The organism is Polaromonas sp. P1_H6, assembly GCF_056405195.1.
Map to the genome: position 1 here is coordinate 24,262 of NZ_JBFUCN010000033.1, position 20,880 is coordinate 45,141.

The following is a 20,880-nucleotide window of genomic DNA, read 5'->3' on the forward strand; positions in this document are numbered from 1 at the left end:
CCTGGTCGGCGGGCGCAGCCCGCCGAAGCATGGCATGATAAATGCGTCATCCATTAGCTATTTGAAAGTCGCTTCATGCGGCTTTTTGTTTGCGGGGAGCACGAGACGCCTGGTCAAGGGCGCAGTTGCGATGAAAGTCTGATACATGACCTGGTCCCTCATCGCGCGCGATTCATCGGGCGCGTTCGGCGTGGCGGTTGCCAGCAAATTTTTTGCCGTGGGCGCACTGTGCCCGCACGCACGCAGCGGCGTGGGCGCGGTGGCCACGCAGGCGCTGGTCAATCCGCTGTATGCCGCGCCGGCGCTGGACGGCCTGGCCTTCGGCCAGTCTCCCGACTACATCATCAAGCGACTGACCTCGGCCGACGAAGGCCGTGACCACCGCCAGGTGCACCTGATAGCCGCAAACGGCCAAACCGCCGGCTACACCGGCAGCGCCTGCATAGACTGGTGCGGCCATACGGCAGGTGTTGGCTACTCCGTCGCCGGCAACATGCTGGCCGGCCCGCAGGTGGTTGAAGTCACGGCGCTGGCCTATGAGGCCAATGCTCAACTCCCTTTTGCCGAACGCCTGATCACCGCCCTCGCTGCCGGCGAAGCCGCGGGCGGCGACAAGCGCGGCAAGCAGGCCGCCGCACTTTTGATTTACACCACAGAAGACTACTGCGCACTGGACATCCGCGTGGACGACCATGCCGAGCCCCTGCAGGAACTGCGCCGCCTCTATGACAAAAGCCTGGAGCGCTACCAGCCCTTCAGCACCTGCCTGCCTTCGCGCCGCAGCCCCGCAGGCATCACCGACCGTGCCGTGATCGAGGCCGAGATCACACGTTTTCACGCACTGCGCAGCGGAGCCGCCGAATGACGGTTTTGCTCGAGGTGAGCGGCCTGCGCACCAGCTTCAAGCTCGAAGGCGGCGGCGAATTCGCCGCGGTGGACGGCATCAGTTTTTCCGTCTCCTCCGGCCGCACGCTGGGCATCGTCGGGGAATCAGGCTGCGGCAAAAGCGTGACCTCGCTGTCCATCATGGGCCTGCTGCCCAAGGGCCAGGGGCGTGTCTCCGCGGGCTCCATCCGCTTTGAGGGCACCGACCTGGCCACGCTGGGCCCGGACGCGATGCGCGCATTGCGCGGCAACCGCATGGCCATGATCTTCCAGGAGCCCATGACCTCGCTGAACCCGGCCTTCACCATCGGCGACCAGCTGATTGAAGGCATACGCTGCCACCGCGACATCAGCGCGGACGAGGCCAGGGAGCATGCCATCGCCATGCTGCGCCGCGTGCGCATTCCCTCGCCCGAACAACGCATCGACGAATACCCGCACAAGCTCTCGGGCGGCATGCGCCAGCGCGTGATGATCGCCATGGCGCTGGCCTGCGAACCGCAGTTGCTGATCGCCGACGAACCCACCACCGCCCTGGACGTCACCATCCAGGCCCAGGTGCTGGACCTGATGCGCACGTTGCGCGAGGAAACCGGCACCGCCATCATCCTGATCACGCACGACCTGGGCGTGATCGCCGAGCTGGCCGATGAGGTCGTCGTGATGTATTCCGGCAAGATCGTGGAGCGCGCGCCCGTAGCCCGCCTGTTCGCCGAGCCGCAGCACCCTTACACCATCGGCCTGCTGGGCTCCATCCCGAAACTGCACCTGGCGCAGGACCGCCTTAACGCCATCGAGGGCCAGGTGCCCACCCCCATGACGCGCATGGACGGCTGCCGCTTCGCGCCGCGCTGCCCGTTTGCCATCGACAAATGCAGCCAGGAAGTGCCGCCGCTGATGGACATGGGCGACGGCCACGAAGCAGCTTGCTGGCGCGCGCCGCTGGATGCAGGCATGGCAACCCGCCGCGCCGCCGCCGCCGTCACCAGCGAGGTGATGCCGTGAGCGCGCTGCTGAAGGTCGAAAACCTGATCAAGCATTTCCCGGTGCGCCCGCACCTGTTCAGCCGCTCCAAGGCGGTCGTGCATGCGGTCGACGGGCTCAACTTTGAACTGAACACCGGCGAGACCATGGCGCTGGTCGGTGAATCCGGTTGCGGCAAATCCACCGTGGGACGGCTGGTGCTGCGCCTGCTGGACGCGACCTCGGGCCAGGTCTGGTTTGACGGCGAGGACCTGATGGCCCTGCCGGCCGGCCGCCTGCGCGCCAAACGCCGCGAACTGCAGATGATCTTCCAGGACCCGTATTCCTCGCTGAACCCGCGCATGACGGTGGAGCAGGCGCTGACCGAGCCGCTGGCCCTGCACGGCCTGGCGCGCGGCCGGCACCGCGAACGCGCCGCCGAGCTGCTGGACCTGGTGGGCCTGGCGCCGCAATACCTGCAGCGCTATCCGCATGAATTCTCGGGCGGCCAGCGCCAGCGCATCGGCATTGCGCGCGCGCTGGCGGTGGAGCCGCGGCTCATCGTCTGCGACGAGGCGGTGTCGGCGCTGGACGTGTCCATCCAGGCGCAGGTCGTCAACCTGCTGCAGGATTTGCAGCGCCGCCTGGGCCTGGCCTATGTCTTCATCGCGCACGACCTCGCGGTGGTCAAACACATCGCCTCGCACGTGGCGGTGATGTACCTCGGCCAGATCGTCGAATACGCCGACAAACAAAGCCTGTTCGCGCAGCCCCGCCATCCGTATACGCAGGCGCTGCTTTCCGCGATCCCGGTGCCCGAGCCGGGTCTCAAGCGCGAGCGCACGCTGCTGCAGGGCGACGTGCCCAACCCGATCACGCCGCCTTCGGGCTGCCGCTTCAGGACGCGCTGCCCCCACGCTCGAGACCGTTGCGCCGAGGAAGTGCCCGCCCTGCGTTCGCAAGGCGGCCACGCCGTGGCCTGCCATTTCTGGGAAGAGATCAAGGCGCCGGCCGGCATTACCGGCGGCGCCGTCGTGAACGAGAGGCTGCTCCGGCTCCAGGCGGCCTTTCATGCGCAAGCGGCCTGATGGAGACCCATGATGTTCATCCCAACCCCAGATATCTCCGGCGCAAGGCAGCCGTCCAAGCCATCCATCATCGCAATCGACAACCGTGAAGGAAGAACCATGAGCACCAAAATCCTGCTGGCCCTGACATTGGCCGCCACCGCCTGCGCCACGCAAGCCCAAACCCTGCGCATAGGCCTGGCCGAAGATCCGGACGTGCTGGACCCGACGCTGGCGCGCAGCTTCGTGAGCCGCATTGTGTTTTCCTCACTGTGCGACAAGCTGGTCGACATCGATGAAAAACTCAACATCGTGCCGCAGCTGGCCACCTCTTACACCTGGTCGGCCGACAACAAGGCGCTGACCCTGAAGCTGCGCAGCGGCGTGACTTTCCATGATGGCGAAAAATTCGACGCCGCCGCGGTGAAGTTCAACATCGACCGCCACAAAACCCTCGCGGGCTCGAATCGCCGCGGCGAGCTGGCGCCCGTCACCACGGTAGACGTCATCGACGACCTCACCGTGAAGATCAATCTGAGCGCGCCCTTCTCTCCGCTGCTCAGCGTGCTGGCCGACCGCGCCGGCATGATGGTTTCGCCCAAGGCCGCGCAGGCCGCGCCCACCAACTTCGGCACCAGGCCGGTGTGCTCGGGCCCCTTCAAATTCACCGAACGCGTGGCGCAGGACCGCATCGTGCTGGAACGCTATACCGGCTACTGGGACAAGGCCAACATCCACTTCGACAAAGTCGTCTTCCAGCCTATCGTCGACGCCACCGTGCGCCTGGCCAACCTGCGCTCCGGCCAGCTCGACTTCATCGAGCGCGTGGCACCCTCCGACATCGCCTCCATCAAGGCCGACAAAAAGCTCTCCTTCTCGCGCATCACCGAGCTGGGCTACCAGGGTATCACCATCAACACCGGCAAGAGCGACCAGGCGCAGAAGAATCCGCTGGGCCGCGACCCGCGCGTGCGCGAGGCTTTTGAGCTCTCGCTGGACCGCGCCGGCATCGTGCAGGTCGCCATGGACGGCGAAGCCACGCCGGGCAACCAGTGGGTGCCACCCGCCAACAGCTTCTATGCCAAGAACGTCCCCATTCCCAAGCGCGACATCGCACGCGCCAAACAGCTGCTGAAAGAAGCGGGTGTGCCCAACCCCGTTTTCACGCTGATGACGCCCACCACCTCTGATGCCCAGCGCGTGGCCCAGGTGGTGCAGGCCATGGCCAAGGAGGCTGGCTTTGACGTGAAGATCCAGTCCACCGAATTCGCCACCTCGCTGAACCTGGCCGACAAGGGCCAGTTCGACGCCTATGTGCTGGCCTGGAGCGGCCGCGCCGACCCGGACGGCAACCTGTTCAGCTTCTACGGCTGCAAGCAGCCGCTGAACTACAGCGGCGAATGCAGGCCGCAATGGGACGAGTTGCTAAACCGCTCGCGCAACACGCTGGACACCGCCGGGCGCATCAAGGTGTTTGCCACGCTGGCCGCGGAAGCCGACAAGGTCAAGCCTGTTGTTTACCTGTTCCACCGCAACTGGCTGTGGGCCTACAACAAGAAAATCACCGGCATGCGCACCGTGCCTGACGGGCTGGTCCGCATCCAGGGTTTGAAGATGTAAAAGCAGGCCGCGCCCGACTCACATGCTCCAGTACCTCCTCAAGCGGCTTGCCGCGATCATCCCGACCGTGTTCTTTGTCACGGTCATCATCTTCGGGCTGCAGCAACTGCTGCCCGGTGATGCCGCGTCGGTTCTGGCCGGGGAAAACCAGGACCCCGAGGTGATCGCCTACCTGCAAAAGAAAATGCACCTCGACGAGCCGCTGCCCATGCGTTACGCCTACTGGATTTCCGGCGTGTTCCACGGCGACCTGGGCGAATCCATGCGCATCCAGCAGCCGGTGCTGGGCCTGATCAAGGAGAAGCTGCCGGTCACGCTGCAACTGGCGGCCATGGCCATGGTGATCGCGCTGCTGATCGGCATCCCGGCCGGCATCGTCTCGGCCGTCGGCAAGGACTCGGCCTGGGATTACCTGGCCAATGTGATCGCGCTGTGGGGCTTGTCCACGCCCAACTTCTGGCTGGGCATTTTGATGATCCTGGTGTTCTCGGTGCAGCTGGGCTGGTTGCCGGCCTCGGGCTATGTCAGCCCCTTTGAAGACCTCGGGGCCAACCTGGCGGCCATGATCATGCCGGCCTTTGTGCTGGGCAACGCGATTGCCGCCGTGCTGATGCGCCACACGCGCAGCGCCATGCTGCAGGTGCTCAATGCCGACTACGTGCGCACCGCGCGCGCCAAGGGCCTGACCGAGCGGCGCGTGGTGCTCAAGCATGCGCTGCGCAATGCGCTCACGCCCATCATCACGCTGGGCGCGCTGGAGTTCGGCACGCTGCTGTCGGGCGCGGTGCTGACCGAGCAGGTGTTTTCGATTCCCGGTTTCGGCAAGCTGATCGTGGACGCGGTGTTCAACCGCGACTACGCTGTCGTGCAGGGCGTGGTGCTGTTCACCTCCAGCGTCTACATTTTGCTGAACCTGCTGGCCGACCTCGCGTATTTTGTGGTCAATCCACGGCTGAGGGGTTGAGGCATGAGCGCTGTCCTGCCCGCCGCCATTCCGCGTGAGGCCACACCGGCCCGCCGTGCGCTGCGCCGCCTGATGCGGCGCCGCGGCGCCATGCTGGGCCTGGCGATCGTGCTGATTTTTGTGACACTTGCGCTGTTTTCGCCATGGATCGCACCCTACGACCCGATTGCCACCAGCTGGAGCGCCGTGCGCAAGCCGCCCAGCCTGCAATACCTGTTCGGCACCGACGAAATCGGCCGCGATGTGCTCTCACGCGTGGTGTGGGGCGCGCGCGCCTCGCTGATGGCGGGCCTGGTGTCGGTTTGCATATCGATGGTGCTGGGCGTACCCATAGGCCTGCTGGCGGCTTACGTCGGCGGCTGGACGGACGGCCTGATCTCGCGCTTCACCGACGCCATGCTGGCCGTTCCCTTCCTGATCCTGGCCATCGCGCTGGCTGCCTTCCTGGGCCCCAGCCTCAGCAACGCGATGATCGCCATCGGCGTGTCGGCCACCCCCATCTTCATACGCCTCACGCGCGCGCAGGTGCTGGCCATGAAGGTGGAAGACTTCGTCGAGGCGGCGCGCGCCGTCGGCAACCCGCACTGGCGCATCGCGCTGCGCCACATCCTGCCCAATGTGCTGCCGCCGCTGATCGTGCAGGCCTCGCTGGCGATTGCCGCCGCCATCATCGCCGAGGCCAGCCTGTCCTTCCTGGGCCTGGGCCAGCAGCCACCGGCGCCCAGCTGGGGCAGCATGCTCAACACCGCCAAGAATTACGTCGACAATGCCCCCTGGATGGCGATCTGGCCCGGCCTCTCCATCTTTTTGCTGGTCCTGTCCTTCAACCTGCTGGGAGACGGCCTGCGCGATGCGCTGGACCCCAAGCACAAATAAAATAGACCTGCACCAATACGGCGCGCTTTTCCCTCATCCATCATGCCTACCTTCGACGCCCTCCACTACCCCTATGCCTCCCGCCGCAACGTGGTCTATGCCAACAAGGGCATGGTCGCCACCTCGCAGCCGTTGGCCGCGCAGGCGGGCCTGCAGGTGCTGCAGGCCGGCGGCAACGCGATTGACGCGGCGATTGCCACGGCCGCAGCGCTCACGGTAGTTGAGCCCAATGCCAACGGCATAGGCGGCGATGCCTTCGCGCTGGTCTGGCACGGCGGCAAGCTGCATGGGCTGAACGCCAGCGGCCCGGCGCCGCGCGGCATCACGCTCGACAAACTGACCAGCCAGGGCTTGACCGAAGTGCCCAAGTACGGGCCACTGCCGGTCACGGTGCCGGGCACGCCCGCCGCCTGGGCCGCATTGGCGCAGCGCTTCGGCAAATTGCCGCTCAAGACCTCGATGGCACGCGCCGTCGAACTGGCACGCGAGGGCTTTCCGGTCTCGCCCACCGTGGCGTCGGCTTGGCAGCAGGCCACGGCGCTGTTCCGTGAAAAGTTCAAGGAACCGTATTTCAAGTCCTGGTTCGACACCTTCGCGCCGGAACGCGCGCCGCAGCCGGGTGAGATCTGGCGCTCCGCCGCGCATGCCGACACCCTGCAATCGATTGCCGACACGGCCGCCGAAAGCTTTTACCGCGGTCCGCTGGCCGAGCGCATCGCGGCCTTTGTGCAGTCCGCCGGCGGCTACCTGGCCCAGGAAGACCTGGCCGCCTTCCAGGTCGACTGGTGCGACCCGATCAGCGCCAACTACCGTGGTTATGACGTCTGGGAGATCCCACCCAACGGTCACGGCCTGGTCGCGCTGATGGCGCTCAACATCCTCAAGGGCTATGACTTCATCGAGCGTGACAGCCTGCGCACCCACCACCTGCAGATCGAAGCCATGAAACTGGCTTTTGCCGACGGCCTGGCGCACATCGCCGACCCGGCGCACATGCGCGTGTCCGTGGCCGACCTGCTGTCGGACGCCTACGCGGCTGAGCGCCGCGCGCTCATAGGTGAGCGCGCTCTGCAGCCCATGCCGGGTGAGCCTTCGCGCGGCGGCACGGTCTACCTGAGCACGGCCGACGGCGAAGGCAATATGGTCTCGCTGATCCAGAGCAACTACATGGGCTTCGGCTCGGGCATGGTGGTGCCGGGCACCGGCATTGCGCTGCACAACCGCGGCAACAATTTTTCACTCGACGCCAAGCACCCCAACTGCCTGGCACCCGGCAAGCGGCCGTACCACACCATCATCCCGGGCTTCCTGACCCAGGGTGGCCGGGCCATAGGCCCCTTCGGCGTGATGGGCGGCTTCATGCAGCCGCAAGGCCATGTGCAGATGGTGATGAACACCGTGGACTTCGGCCTGAACCCGCAAGCTTCGCTGGACGCGCCGCGCTGGGAATGGGAAAGCGGCAAGCGCGTGAGCATAGAACGCTCCACACCCGAGCACCTCTTCCACGGCCTCGCCGGCCTGGGCCATCAGGTGGCATGGTCCGGCAACCGCATGGGCTTCGGCCGCGGGCAGATCATCTGGCGCAATGCCGAGGGCGTGCTTTGCGGCGGGACGGAGCCGCGCGCAGACGGCTCTATCGCCGCCTGGTAAAACTCCCGGCGCTCACCTGAGCGCAAGGCCGGCCGTGCTGGCCAGGTATTGCTCCATCACCGCCAGTTCGGCCACGGTGGGCGCACCCTTGCCTGCGATAACCGCGTACAGGTTTCCCCGGAAACCTTCACGCGGGTAATAGCTGATGTAGCCGCAGCCCATCAGCATCTGGGTGAAGGCGCTGGGCGCGAAGGTCGCTGCGCTGCTGCCGACTTCGGCGGAATTAAGGCGCAGCTTTTGCGCGCCGGCCACCGATGCCAGCGCCAGCACTGCCGGTGTGTTGACGGCGAGCCTGGCCGGCGCCAGCAACTGCACCGTCTGGCCCTTGGAGTCAATCCACCGGGCGCGCGGCTGGCCGTTCAGAAAACCCAGCTCCGAGGTCTGCGGGTCTTCCGTCTTGGAGGCCTGGAACACCACACCGGTGTTGGTAGCCACGGGAACGCTGAGGGCCGCGATGGCGAAATGCGCGTCTTCCAGGTTGTAGGGCACGCGGTTGCGCGGGTTGGGCTGCACGCCGGCCATGCGGCTGGATTTTTTGCACCAGAATCCGAAAGACTCGGGCACGCTGTGGTCGGAGTTCTTTTTGCCGTTGGTCACGCGCATCACGGGCACCGACATCGGCCCCGCAGCGCCGTTGTCCTTGTTCATCCAGTTGATCATCTCCAGGGCATTGCCCGGGCTGGATCCATAACCTGAATCCGACACGGCGCGCACCACCTGGCCCGCCGCGGCCGGCGCGCCCAGCAGGTAGTCGGTGTAACCGTCGGCCAGTTCCCATTTGCAGGCGCCGTACTTGGCGACGATGGCCAGCGCTGCGTCGGCAAGATTGGTTGCGGCATAGCCTGCCGGGTCCGTCAGCGAAAACACCTTGCGCGGCGGCGGCACCTGGCCGCCCAGTTGCCCATCGCTGGTGTAGCTCAGGGTCGCGATCTGGTTGGCGGCGGGTGTGTAAGTGAAGCTGTCCTGCCCATTGGCGCCCGCGGGAATCGTCAGGCGCGATTTGCTCAAGGTTCCGCCCTTGTTGGACGCCACCGTGAGCACCACCGGCTGGGCCAGGTTGCCGCGCGCATAAACGGTGATCGTGATCGGTGTTCCCGCCGGCGCATAGCCGGGCCCGTCGTCGAACAGGGTCGCCTGCACAATGCCGGCCGCGGCCTTGAGCACGCCCGAGACCGACGACTCCAGCGTCTTGCTCTGGTGCCAGCCGGGCACATGGTTGATGGCGTAGTTGCGGATCGGCCAGTGGTTGCCGCCCATCCAGGTGTAGACCTCGCAACCCGATTGCGCGGCGTAGACCGCCGTTTGCGCGAACATCGCCTCCCAGCGCGGGTCGTCGATCGGCATGCCGACCTCGGTGAGCGCCAGCTTCACGCCTTTGGCCGCAGCCCAGTCGACCGCGATCTTGAGCCGGTCCGCGCCGGTGGAGACCTTGATGGGACCGGTGCCGAAACCGGCGCTGTAGTTCTTGGCGACCTCGGTGTCGTAGTCAAAAAAGGCTCCGTTGCTGAAGGCGTCAAGGTACACGTGCACTTCATAAATCAGGTTGGTCCCCGTTAGCGGAAAGCCGGGATTCTTGGTGCCTATGGACATGGCCGAGTCGTACTGGTTGCCCGCCACATAGATAGGGTTGACGGTGTCGACCGCGCGTATCGCCTGGATGGCCGCCTGCGCGAACGTGGGCCAGATCGTGAGGTCTTCGCCGCCCTTCACGGCTTCCTCATTCGACGCGATGACGCCGCCCGGCTTGGGCATGTCGTGCGGCTCGTTCATGAGGCCGTAACCGCCGAAGCCCGGGTGGTTCTTCCACTTGGTCGCCGCGCGCGTCCAGAAATCGCTGAAGTGCGCGATCTTGAGCGTCGCGCCTGGCGCCAATGAAAAAATCCGCGACTGGATCTGCACCGCATCGGTGGTGTAGGGTCTGAGCACGCCGCCTGGCGGCACGGTCAGGCCTATCACCGAGCCGTCGGGCTGGAAACGAAAATCCTGGTAGCGGCCGTAGTTGTGGTTGTCGATGATGCAGCGCGTGCCGGCGGCCGCATGGGCGTCGAGCACGCCGGTGATGAAGGCCTCATAACCCGCATGGAAGGCGCCCGGGTTGCCGATGGCCGCCTTCGCGGCCGCATTGGCCACCGTGTCGTGCAGCATGGGCTGCAACAGCTCCCACTGGATGGGCAGCCGGTTCTTCATGAAGCCGCAGGCGGCCAGGTAGGCCACGTCGGCCTTGCGCGGCACGGTGAAATGCAGGTTGGGCGCCGAGCTGGTGTTGGCCCGCAGGCCGGGCTTGGCCCATTCCATGCCCGAAAGATTGGTGCCCATGGCGGGCATGCCGGCCGCGGCGCGCGCGACGGCGGCTTGCGCCTGCCGGCTCACGCCGAGGGGAAGGGCCGCCAGGGCGCCGGCCGCCAAAGCGGTTTTGGAAAATTCGCGTCTTTGCATCGGAAGGCTTCTCCTGTTGCTGCATGTCTTTGAAAGACTCAGGTTAAGCCCGGTATTTCCGCTTCATTACAGTTTGAAGCAACACAATGCCTCGCTTACATTTGGCCCCTGTCAAGGCTGACAGGTTTGGACAGTGCGAGCGCGAAAACGCGAGGTCGGTGACAATAGCGCCAGGTATTTTTTGCCGCCACGGCCCTACCCTGGCAGCTTTCACAACACCGGTTTCGTGCAGGGGCCAAGAGCCCGCTGTCAATAGCACGAACGGCCTGATCTTTTTCCTTTCATGACCAAAAGTTTCTTCCGGGCAGCCCTGGTGCTGGGTTTGCTGTCCGCCATCGGCCCTTTCGCCATCGACATGTACCTGCCCGCCCTGCCCTCCATCGGGCAGAGCCTGGGCGCCTCCATGGGCGCGGTGCAGGCCAGCCTGATGGCCTTCTTCATCTCGCTGGGCATAGGCCAGATTGTTTACGGCCCGGTGTCCGACATGGTCGGCCGCAAGGCGCCGCTCTACTTCGGCCTGCTGCTGTTCGCCGCGGGCAGCATAGGCTGCGCGCTGGCCCCGGACATCCACACGCTGGTGGTGCTGCGTTTCATACAAGGCCTGGGCGCCTGCGCCGGCATGGTCGTGCCGCGCGCCATCGTGCGCGACCTGCACACCGGCCATGACGCGGCGCGGCTGATGTCGCTGCTGATGCTGGTCTTCAGCGTGTCGCCCATCCTGGCGCCGCTGGCCGGCAGCATTTTGATTGAGACCTTCGGCTGGCGCAGCGTGTTCTGGGCCGTCACGGTAGCCGCCGCCGCCGGGCTGCTGCTGGTGGGCTTCACCCTGCCCGAAACACGCCCGCCCGAGCAGCGGGTGGACAGCAGCTTCGGCAGCGCGATCAAGGCCTACGGCGTGCTGCTGCGCGACCGCCACTTCATGGGCCTGGTCTTCATAGGCGCCTTCGGCATATCGAGCTTCTTCGCCTACCTGGCCAACTCCTCCTTTGTGCTGATAGACCACTACGGCCTCACGCCACGCCAATACAGCATCGCCTTCGCCGTCAACGCGGCCTCCTTTATCGGCGTCTCGCAATTCACCGGCAAGCTGGCCGCGCGCTTCGGCCTGGTGCCCATCGTGAAGGTGGCGGTCACCGGCTACGCCGCTGTGATGGCGCTGCTGCTAATCGTCAACCTGGCCGGCATTGAACGCCTGGACGTGATGATCGCCCTGCTGCTGCTGGGCTACGGCTTCCTGGGCCTGGTGGTGCCGACCACCGCCGTGCTCGCGCTCGAAGAGCACGGCGCGATCGCCGGCACGGCCTCGGCCCTGATGGGCACCTTGCAGTTCGTGACCGGCGCGGTGGTGATGGCGACGGTCGGCGTGTTTGCCGACGGAACCGCCCTGCCCATGGTGGCCGGCATCGCGGGCTGCGCGCTGCTGGCGTATGCGATGTCGCGCGGCACGCTGGGTGGCGTACGCACCGCACCCGCCCCGGCGCGCCAAGAGCAGCTCTAGGCCTGCATGCGCAGGCGCCTGGCTGCTTCCTCAGCGCGTGCATCGTCGATTTCACCCATCACCGCACCCAGGTTGACCGGGCCGGTCTTGTGCGTGAAGCGGCCTGTCAACGCCGTCTCGGGCTGCAGCACGCCGCGCTGGTACAGGTCCCAGATCTCGCTGCCGTAGTCCGTCTGCAGCAACTCGGGCGCGAAACGGCCAAAAAAGCCGCGCATGTTGGCCACGTCGCGCAGCAGCATGCGGCCCGCGTGGTTGTTGCCGGCGGCGTCCACCGCCTGCGGCAGGTCGATGATCACCGGGCCGGGCCGGCCATCGGTCACGCCCAGCAGGATGTTGAACTCCGACAGATCACCGTGCACCACACCGGCGCACAGCATGCGCACCACCTCCGTGAGCAGGGTCGCGTGGTGCAGGCGCGCGTCTTCGGCCGTAAATTCGACGTCGTTCAAACGCGGGGCGGCGTCACCGTGCTCGTCGGTCACCAGTTCCATCAGCAACACGCCGTCGCAAAAGTTGTGCGGTTTGGGCACACGCACACCGGCCGCGGCCAGCCGGTAGAGCGCATCGACCTCGGCGCTTTGCCAGGCTGCCTCGGTCGCCTGCCGGCCGAAGCGCGTGCCCTTGGCCATGGCGCGCGCCTGGCGCGTGTTCTTGACCTTGCGGTTTTCGGTGTAGTCCACCGCCTGGCGAAAGCTGCGCTCGGTCGCGTCCTTGTAGACCTTGGCGCAGCGCGTGTCGTCACCACAGCGCACCACGTAAACCATGGCCTCCTTGCCGCTCATGAGCTGGCGCACGACGCTGTCGATCAGGCCTTCTTCGAGCAGGGACTGCAATCTCTGGGGTGTTTTCATGAAGGCCTTTTCAGCGAGCGGATTTCGAAATATTCAGGCCAATTCTGGCAAAGGCCGGCGCACAGCGGCTGGTTCAAGCACGCAGTCCTGCAGCGCCCCCGCCAGCCAGGCTTCGACCAGCACCGGGTCGTTGATCGTCTTGATCGCCTGGTAGGCCGTTTCCGCCTCGGGGAAACGCCGCCGCAAAAAATTGAGCCATTGCTTGAGCCGCCCAGCCCGGGCGCGCGTGTCAATCCGCGAACACACGATGCGCCAGAAATCTTCAATCAACGGCAGCAAGGCGGGCCAGCTGACATCCGCCTGCGCGCCCCGCCTGTCGGCCTTGATCGCCAGGCCCAATCCCGGGTCGCGCACCGCGCCGCGGCCAATCATCAAGGTATCGCAGCCTGAGAGTTCGCGGCAGCGCCGCGCGTCCTCCACCGTCCAGATCTCGCCGTTGGCGACGACCGGGATTTTCACCGCCGCGCGTATGTCGGCAATGCGCTCCCAGTAAGCCGGCGGCCTGTAGGCCTGGGCTTTGGTGCGGCCGTGCACCACCAGTTCGCCGGCACCGCCCGCTTCAATCGCGAGCGCGCATTCGACGGCACGCGCATCGTCGTCATAACCCAGCCGCATCTTGGCCGACACGGGCATGGAAGCCGGCACCGCGCGGCGCACGGCACCGACCACGGCGGTCAGGGTGTCAGGCTCCCTGAGCAGTGAGGCCCCGCCGCCGTGGCGGTTGACGACAGCCGCCGGGCAGCCGAAGTTGAGGTCTATGCCGTCCGGCCCCAAGCCCGCGAGCCGCGCGGCGTTCTCTGCCATGCAGTGGGGATCCGAGCCCAGCAGTTGCGCGCGCACCGGCACGCCGGCCAGTGTGCGGCCGCCATGGTGCAGCTCGGGCACGATGCGATAGAACACGCGCTCGGGCAGCAGCTGGTCGGTGATGCGGATGAACTCGGAGACGCAGCGGTCTATGCCGCCGACCCGCGTGAGGATGTCGCGCAGCACAAAGTCCAGCAGCCCTTCCATGGGGGCCAGCAGGACAGTGGCGTGTGCTTCAGCTTTCATCGCGCCCTCCATCGCATCCAAAGGCTACTTGGCGCCCAATCGCCACAGCGAGGTCACTTCGGCCGCGCGCGCCGCATGCAGCGCGTCGCCGGCGTCCGAGGCTTTGGGATGCTGCGGCTGCGCGTCAAGCCGGTCTATGACCTTGAGGCCTGCGGCATCGATGGCGGCCAGCAGCCAGGCGCGCGTGCGCAGGCCCAGGTGCTCGGCAAAGTCCGACAGGATCAGCCATCCTTCGCCCTTGGGCTCGAGGTGCGCGGCCAGGCTGTTGAGAAAACCCAGCAGCATGCGGCTGTCTTCGTCATACACCGCATGCTCGACCGGCGAGCCGGGGCGCGCGGGCAGCCAGGGCGGGTTGCAGACAATGATGTGGGCGCGGCCTTCAGGAAACAGATTGGCCTCGCGCACCTCAATCTGCGGAAAACCCAGCCGTTTGAGGTTGTCGCGCGCACAGGCCAGCGCGCGCGGATCCTGGTCGGTCGCAATGACACGCTGCACGCCGCTGCGCAGCGCCAGCACGGCGGCCAGCACGCCGGTGCCGGTGCCGATGTCAAAGCCCAGCAGGTCGGCCGTGCCTTCAGGCACAGGCGCCTGGGCCACCAGGTCTATGTACTCGCCGCGTACCGGCGAGAACACGCCGTAATGCGGGTGGATGCGGTTGTGCGGCCCGTCTTCGCCCAGCGCGGGAATCGGCACGCCTTTGCGGCGCCATTCGTGGGCGCTGATGAAGCCCATCAGTTCACGCAGCGAAGCGACTGAAGAACCGTTACCTTCTTTCGCCGGCCCCCAGGCTTCGGCGCAAGCCTTTTTTGCGTCGGGTGCACGGCGCAGCGGGATGCTGTAGTCCGCATCAAATGGGATGAGCACCATGGACAGCACACGGGCACGCTGCGCCTGGGCCTGGCGGTGCAGGTGAAAAGCTTCGGGAAACACCGGCGCCGGCGCTTCAATCGGGACACTGGCCTGCGCGGCCTCACCAGCCTTCTGGGCCTTGACGCGTTTGTCGCGCTTGGGTTTGGCCGGTTTGTCGACACGTCGCGCCAGGGCTTGCACCAGCATGCGGGCATTCTGGAAGTCGCCGCGCCACAGCAGGCCCGTGCCCTCGCAAGCCAGGCGATAGGCGGCATCGGCGCTCAGGCTGTCGTCGGCGATGACCACACGCTTGGGCGGCGCGGCGCCGCGCTCGGAACGCCAGCGCGCGGAACGGGCTTCGCCGCCTTCCGTCCAGTGAATGAGCGCGGGCGCGGTAGATGAAGAGGCGGGAACGGCAGGGGAGGCAGGTGAAACAGGCATCGGGGACAAACACAGCAAAGGGAGCCAAGTGTTTTAACAGATGCGGCCTCCTGTTTGGGCTGAATGCCCTTAAAACGGCCTGCCAAAGCTGGAAATCGCCGCTTTTCCGGTGAAACACCGGTCAAGGCCCAGAGATTGGCGCTTGCGCGGAAAGGTCATCACGACCTGCCCGGGTTGCCTGGATTCCTTGGCCTGATCGCAGTGCTTCACAGCATTCGCTCCTATTTTCAGAAATCCACCTTCAATGTTCCGTGAGCGGACATTCGGCGTGAATGGCTGCCGTCAAAGCTCCTAAGGTGCGGCTTCTGGAGGGAATACGCCGCTGTCAGGCGTATCAAAAAACCATGCCATTTGAAATCAAACCGATTGACCAGCAGACTTTTGACGCGGTCTTCACGCCAAGGCTCACGAACCAGCTGAGCGGCCTTATTCACCCGACACGGGACTGGTTTGACTTGAGCCGCCGGCGGTGGATGGTGGAACAGGCCCGGGATATCTACTTCCTGGAAGCCAGCCTTGCCGGCCACTTGGACTGGGCCTTCAGCTATGTGCTGATCCAGAACGGCGATTTTGCCTTGGTCCGGACGGAAGACCACTTCCATTACTCTTTCGTGAAAGTCTCCGCGGGCTTTTTTCTCCGGATCGACGAGATCAAAGACCTGGTCGCGCAAGCGCTGCGCGTGGGCGGGATCTTCCTGGACGGCTGCTACGACCTGCCTCCCGGCTTCGGCATGAACCTGCCCAACATCAATGCCGTACCCCGCACACAATTCGTCCCTCACAGAACACGCAAAGCGAAATAAGCGCGTCGCCCGCCCCCTCTTCCAAAGCGGGGGGGCGCGGAACTGTCTTTGCCAAACCACCAGCGGTGCACTCTCTTCTCAAGCGGGGGCCGGGGTCCGGCTTTGCCGGCCCAAAGGCGCCCGTCCCCTGCAAGGGGAGAGGAAGCTACACGAAGTGAGCTTCAACAGGGGTGTACCTATCCCCCGTCCCCTGCAAGGGGAAAAGGCACTACACGAAGTGAGCGCCGATAGGGGTGTTCAGCCCGTCCAGCCGCCGCCCAAAGCCCGTATCAAGCCCACCGTGGCCAAATACTGCGCGGCCTTCACCTGCAAAGCCTGGCGGCGGTTGCGCAGTTCGCTGCGCTGGGCGTCCAGCAGCTCGAGCTGGCTGACAAAGCCGTTGCGGTAGCGTGAGTCCGACAGCACCGTGGCGCGCGTGGCCGAGGCCACCGAGCGCGACTGCGCTTCGGACTGTTCGGCCAGCAGGCGCAGGGCCGAAAGCTGGTCTTCCACGTCCTTGAAGGCGACGAGGATCTGCTCGCGGTAGTTGGCCAGCGCGATGTCGAGCTCGGCATTCGCGTTCTGCACGCCGGCCTGGCGGCGGCCGCCGTCAAAAATCGGCAGCGACAGCAGCGCGCCCACACCCCAGGCCTGGCTCGAGACCTTGAACAGGTCCTTGATCTCGGGCGCGGCATAACCGCCGTTGGCCGTCAGCGAGAAGGTCGGGAACCAGGCGGCCTTGGCCACACCCACGCGGGCCTGCGCGGCCTGCATGCTGCTCTGCGCGGCCGAGACGTCGGGGCGGCGTTCCAGCACCGTGCTGGGCACGCCGGCCGGGATGACGGGCAGTGCGGTCGACCACTCGGCCGGCGCGACGGCAAAATTCGAAGCCACCTCGCCGACCAGCACGGCCAGCGCATGTTCCAGCGCGGCGCGGCGCTGGTCCAGCGCCAGCGCGTCGGATTCGGTCGAGGCAACCTCGGCGCGCACGCGGGCGACGTCGAGCTCGGCCACGTCGCCCTCGCGGAAGCGCACTTCCGTCAGGCGCAGCGTGTTGCCGTACGCCTTCAGGGTGTCGCGCACCAGCGTGCGCTCGGTGTCCAGCGCGCGCAGGTTGAGGTAGGCCTGCGCCACGTCGGCCTGCACCAGCAACTGGGTGCTGCGCAGCAGGGCTTCGCGTGACTGGGCGTCGAGCGAGGCGGCATCCGAGTTCAGCGAGAGCTTGCCGATCAGGTCGACTTCATACGAAAAATTCGCGGCGGCCGTGACCGTGGTCTGCGCCACGCGGTTGGTCGTGATATTGCTCTGGCGCACGGCGCCGCCGCTCAGGCCGACCTGCGGCAGGCGGTCGGCATCGGTATTGCGCAGGATGGCGCGCGCCTGGGCCAGCCGGCCCGCTGCCACCTTGACGCTGTTGTTGTTGGTGGCCGCCCGCTCGACCAGCTGGTCGAGCACCGGGTCGGAAAATACCTTCCACCAGGCGCCCTGCGATTGCGGGGCGGTGGTGGTTGTGGCGCTTGCGGTGCTTGCCGTGGCGGCATTCTCTTTATAGGCCGCGGGTGCGGCGGGAATGCTGGCGGGGTCAACCGACGCGCTGGTGGCGCAGCCGGCCAGCACCAGGGCAGCCAGCAGAGGCAGCAGCGCGGTGCGCAGTTTTGACGATGTGTGGTTCATGATGAACTCCTTGACGTGATGCTTGTTGTTATTCGTGAAGCTTGACGGGTGCCGCCGGCTGCGCATGCGTACCCGCGCCGCCGCTGCCCGCGAAGGCCTCGATATGCGGCACTTCGCCGTGCAGCTTGAGCGGGCGGTTGCCCGTGAGGCGGCGCAGGGTGACGTAGAACACCGGCGTGAGGAACAGGCCGAAAGCCGTCACGCCAATCATTCCCGAGAACACCGCCACACCCATGGCATGGCGCATTTCGGCGCCGGCGCCGGTCGACAGCACCAGGGGCAGCACGCCCATGATGAAGGCCAGCGAGGTCATCAGGATGGGGCGCAGGCGCAGGCGGCTGGCTTCGATCGCGGCCTGCAGCGGCGTGCGCCCGGCAAACTCGAGCTCGCGCGCGAACTCCACGATCAGGATGGCGTTCTTCGCCGACAACCCCACCAGGACGATCAAGCCGATCTGCGTGAAGATGTTGTTGTCGCCGCCGGTAAGTTTCACGCCCAGCATGGCGGCCAACAGGCCCATGGGCACGATCAGCACGATGGCGATCGGCAGGGTCAGGCTTTCATACTGCGCGGCCAGCACCAGGAAGACCAGCAGCAGCGCCAGCGGGAACACCCACATGGCCGAGTTGCCGGCAATGATTTCCTGGTAAGTCAGGTCCGTCCACTCATAGCTGATGCCGGGCGGCAGGGTTTCGGCCGCGATGCGGGCGACCGCGTCCTGCGCCTGGCCCGACGAATAGCCGGGCGCTGCGCCGCCGTTGATGTCGGCGGACAGGAAGCCGTTGTAACGCATGGCGCGTTCCGGGCCGAAGCTGGGCGTGACCTTCATCAGCGCCGACAGCGGCACCATCTCGCCGGTGGCCGAACGCACCTTGAGCAGGCCGACATCCTCGGCGCGTGCGCGATAAGGCGCGTCGGCCTGGACCCGCACCGAGTAGGTGCGGCCGAACTTGTTGAAGTCGTTGGCGTACAGGCTGCCCAGGTAGATCTGCATGGTGTCGAACACGTCGGTTACCGGCACGCCGAGCTGGCGCGCCTTGGTACGGTCGATGTCGGCATACAGCTGCGGCACGTTGACCTGGAAGCTCGAGAACAGCCCCGCCAGTTCAGGCGTCTGGTAGGCCTTGGCCATGAAGGCCTTGGTGGCGGCGTCGAGCGCGGCATAACCCAGCGAGCCGCGGTCTTCCAGCTGTAGCTTGAAGCCGCCGGTGGTGCCCAGGCCCTGCACGGGCGGCGGCGGGAACATCGCGATAAAGGCTTCCTGGATGCCGCCGAATTTTCCGTTCAGCTGGCCGGCGATGGCACCCGCGCTCAGGTCCGCGCTCCTGCGCTGGTCGAAGGGCTTGAGCGACAGAAACACGATGCCCGAGTTGGAGCTGTTGGTGAAACCATTGATCGACAGGCCCGGGAAGGCAATCGCGTGTTCCACGCCGGGTTGCTTCATGGCGATGTCGCTGATCTTGCGGATCACGTCTTCGGTGCGGTCCAGCGTGGCGCCGTCCGGCAGCTGCGCGAAACCGATCAGGTACTGCTTGTCCTGGCCGGGCACGAAGCCACTGGGCACAGCCTTGAACAGGCCCGTAGTGGCCAGCACCAGCACCAGGTAGACGCCCAGCATCACGGCCTTGCGCGAGATCGCGCCCTTGACGCCGCGGCTGTAGTTCTCGGAGCCGCGGCTGAAAGCCTTGTTGAAGGCGCCGAAGAAGCGGCCGAAGATTTTGTCCATGCCGCGGGTCAGCGCGTCCTTGGGTGCATCGTGGCCCTTGAGCAGCAGGGCAGCCAGCGCGGGCGACAGCGTCAGCGAGTTGATCGCCGAGATCACGGTCGAGATGGCGATGGTCAGCGCGAACTGCTTGTAGAACTGGCCCGACAGGCCGGTGATGAAGGCCAGCGGCACGAACACGGCGATCAGCACCAGGGCGATCGCGATGATGGGCCCGGACACCTCGCGCATGGCGCGGTAGGTGGCGTCGCGCGGACTCAGGCCCGCCTCGATGTTGCGCTCGACGTTCTCCACCACCACGATGGCGTCGTCGACCACGATGCCGATGGCCAGCACCAGCCCGAACAGGCTGAGCGCGTTGATCGAAAAGCCGAAGAGGTGCATCACCGCGAAAGTGCCGATGACGGAAATGGGCACGGCCAGCAGCGGGATGACCGAAGCGCGCCAGGTCTGCAGGAAGATGATCACGACCAGCACCACCAGGGCCACGGCCTCGAGCAGCGTGTGCACCACGGCCTCGATGGACGAGCGCACGAACTGCGTGGTGTCGTAGACGATCTCGTAGTCCACGCCTTCGGGCATGCTCTTCTTGAGCTCTTTCATCACGGCCTGCACGTCATCCGAAATCTGGATGGCGTTGGAGCCCGGCGCGGCGAACACCGGCACCGCCACGGCCTGCTTGTTGTCCAGCAGCGAGCGCAACGCGTAGTCCGATGCGCCCAGTTCCAGGCGCGAGATGTCGCGCAGGCGCGTCACGGCGCCGCCCCTGTCGGTCTTGACGATGATGTCGCCAAACTCTTCCTCGCTCTGCAGGCGGCCTTGGGCGTTGATGGACAACTGCATGTCCACGCCGGGCAAGCCGGGCGAAGCGCCCACCACGCCGGCGGCGGCCTGGATGTTCTGCTCGCGGATGGCCCGCACCACGTCGCCGGCGGACAAGCCGCGCTCAGCCACTTTCTGCGGATCCAGCCAGACGCGCATCGAGTAGTCGCCCGAACCGAAGAGCTGCACCTGACCCACGCCGTTGATGCGCGCCAGGCGGTCCTTGACATTGAGCACCGCGTAGTTGCGCAGGTAGGTCATGTCGTAGCGATCGTTGGGCGAGAGCAAATGCACCACCATGGTGAGGTCGGGCGAGCTCTTGATGGTGGTGATGCCCAGGCGGCGCACTTCCTCGGGCAGGCGCGGCTCGGCTTGCGAGACGCGGTTCTGCACCAGCTGCTGCGCCTTGTCGGGGTCGGTGCCCAGCTTGAAGGTCACGTTGAGCGTCATCAGGCCATCGGTGGTGGCCTGGCTGCTCATGTAGAGCATGCCGTCGACGCCGTTGATGGCTTCCTCGAGCGGCGTGGCCACGGTTTCGGCGATCACCTTGGGGTTGGCCCCCGGGTAATTGGCGCGCACTACCACGGTGGGCGGCACCACGTCGGGGTACTCGGCGATCGGCAGCGAGCGCAGCGCGATCAGTCCGGCGATGAACATCAGCAGCGACAACACGCCGGCAAAGATGGGCCGGTCGATAAAAAACTTGGATAGATTCATGGCGATTCTTCT

The 20,880-nt window shown here is 65.9% G+C and carries 15 protein-coding genes; 9 read left to right on the forward strand and 6 right to left on the reverse strand.

Annotated elements, in window-relative coordinates:
• Positions 1-145 precede the first annotated feature (145 nt).
• From AC1D1F_RS21970 to AC1D1F_RS22000, 7 genes are all read left to right on the forward strand, one after another.
• Positions 146-865 carry a DUF1028 domain-containing protein gene (locus tag AC1D1F_RS21970; RefSeq protein WP_477675821.1) on the forward strand — a complete coding sequence of 240 codons (720 nt, stop codon included), beginning with the start codon at positions 146-148 and terminating at the stop codon, positions 863-865.
• Positions 862-1,890 (forward strand): ABC transporter ATP-binding protein, encoded by a 1,029-nt coding sequence (locus AC1D1F_RS21975; RefSeq protein WP_477675822.1) that lies wholly within the window; start codon positions 862-864, stop codon positions 1,888-1,890. Before AC1D1F_RS21970 ends, AC1D1F_RS21975 begins: the two co-directional genes overlap by 4 nt.
• Positions 1,887-2,936, forward strand: a complete 1,050-nt coding sequence (locus AC1D1F_RS21980; RefSeq protein ID WP_477675823.1) for an ABC transporter ATP-binding protein — start codon at positions 1,887-1,889, stop codon at positions 2,934-2,936. Before AC1D1F_RS21975 ends, AC1D1F_RS21980 begins: the two co-directional genes overlap by 4 nt.
• A gap of 99 nt (positions 2,937-3,035) precedes the next feature.
• Positions 3,036-4,535, forward strand: coding sequence for an ABC transporter substrate-binding protein (locus AC1D1F_RS21985; protein WP_477675824.1), 1,500 nt, complete (start codon positions 3,036-3,038; stop codon positions 4,533-4,535).
• Between the two features lie 22 nt (positions 4,536-4,557).
• Positions 4,558-5,499 (forward strand): ABC transporter permease, encoded by a 942-nt coding sequence (locus AC1D1F_RS21990; protein WP_477696884.1) that lies wholly within the window; start codon positions 4,558-4,560, stop codon positions 5,497-5,499.
• Positions 5,500-5,502: 3 nt separating this feature from the next.
• Positions 5,503-6,375, forward strand: a complete 873-nt coding sequence (locus AC1D1F_RS21995; RefSeq protein WP_477675826.1) for an ABC transporter permease — start codon at positions 5,503-5,505, stop codon at positions 6,373-6,375.
• A 42-nt stretch (positions 6,376-6,417) separates the two neighbouring features.
• Positions 6,418-8,025 carry a gamma-glutamyltransferase family protein gene (locus AC1D1F_RS22000; RefSeq protein WP_477696885.1) on the forward strand — a complete coding sequence of 536 codons (1,608 nt, stop codon included), beginning with the start codon at positions 6,418-6,420 and terminating at the stop codon, positions 8,023-8,025.
• Between the two features lie 12 nt (positions 8,026-8,037).
• On the opposite strand, the gene AC1D1F_RS22005 is transcribed toward AC1D1F_RS22000, so the two are convergent.
• Complete coding sequence (locus tag AC1D1F_RS22005) at positions 8,038-10,461, reverse strand: cellulase family glycosylhydrolase (RefSeq protein ID WP_477696886.1); 2,424 nt, start codon at positions 10,459-10,461, stop codon at positions 8,038-8,040.
• A 283-nt stretch (positions 10,462-10,744) separates the two neighbouring features.
• Here AC1D1F_RS22005 and AC1D1F_RS22010 point away from each other — a divergent pair, with 283 nt between their 5' ends.
• Entirely contained in the window at positions 10,745-11,959 is a 1,215-nt protein-coding gene (locus AC1D1F_RS22010; RefSeq protein WP_477675829.1) for a multidrug effflux MFS transporter, read from the forward strand.
• On the opposite strand, the gene AC1D1F_RS22015 is transcribed toward AC1D1F_RS22010, so the two are convergent.
• From AC1D1F_RS22015 to AC1D1F_RS22025, 3 genes are read right to left on the reverse strand one after another with little or no spacing between them, the layout of a single operon-like run.
• Positions 11,956-12,810, reverse strand: a complete 855-nt coding sequence (locus AC1D1F_RS22015; protein ID WP_477675830.1) for a PA4780 family RIO1-like protein kinase — start codon at positions 12,808-12,810, stop codon at positions 11,956-11,958. The two genes, AC1D1F_RS22010 and AC1D1F_RS22015, sit on opposite strands and share 4 nt — an antisense overlap.
• A gap of 33 nt (positions 12,811-12,843) precedes the next feature.
• Entirely contained in the window at positions 12,844-13,860 is a 1,017-nt protein-coding gene (locus AC1D1F_RS22020; RefSeq protein WP_477675831.1) for a tRNA dihydrouridine synthase, read from the reverse strand.
• A gap of 24 nt (positions 13,861-13,884) precedes the next feature.
• On the reverse strand, positions 13,885-15,150 hold the full coding sequence (locus AC1D1F_RS22025) for a methyltransferase (RefSeq protein WP_477696887.1): 1,266 nt from the start codon (positions 15,148-15,150) through the stop codon (positions 13,885-13,887).
• Positions 15,151-15,422: 272 nt separating this feature from the next.
• Here AC1D1F_RS22025 and AC1D1F_RS22030 point away from each other — a divergent pair, with 272 nt between their 5' ends.
• On the forward strand, positions 15,423-15,953 hold the full coding sequence (locus tag AC1D1F_RS22030; RefSeq protein ID WP_477675832.1) for a hypothetical protein: 531 nt from the start codon (positions 15,423-15,425) through the stop codon (positions 15,951-15,953).
• 237 nt (positions 15,954-16,190) lie between these two features.
• On the opposite strand, the gene AC1D1F_RS22035 is transcribed toward AC1D1F_RS22030, so the two are convergent.
• Positions 16,191-17,606, reverse strand: coding sequence for an efflux transporter outer membrane subunit (locus tag AC1D1F_RS22035; RefSeq protein WP_477700836.1), 1,416 nt, complete (start codon positions 17,604-17,606; stop codon positions 16,191-16,193).
• A gap of 28 nt (positions 17,607-17,634) precedes the next feature.
• On the reverse strand, positions 17,635-20,868 hold the full coding sequence (locus AC1D1F_RS22040; protein ID WP_477700837.1) for an efflux RND transporter permease subunit: 3,234 nt from the start codon (positions 20,866-20,868) through the stop codon (positions 17,635-17,637).
• Positions 20,869-20,880: the final 12 nt, after the last annotated feature.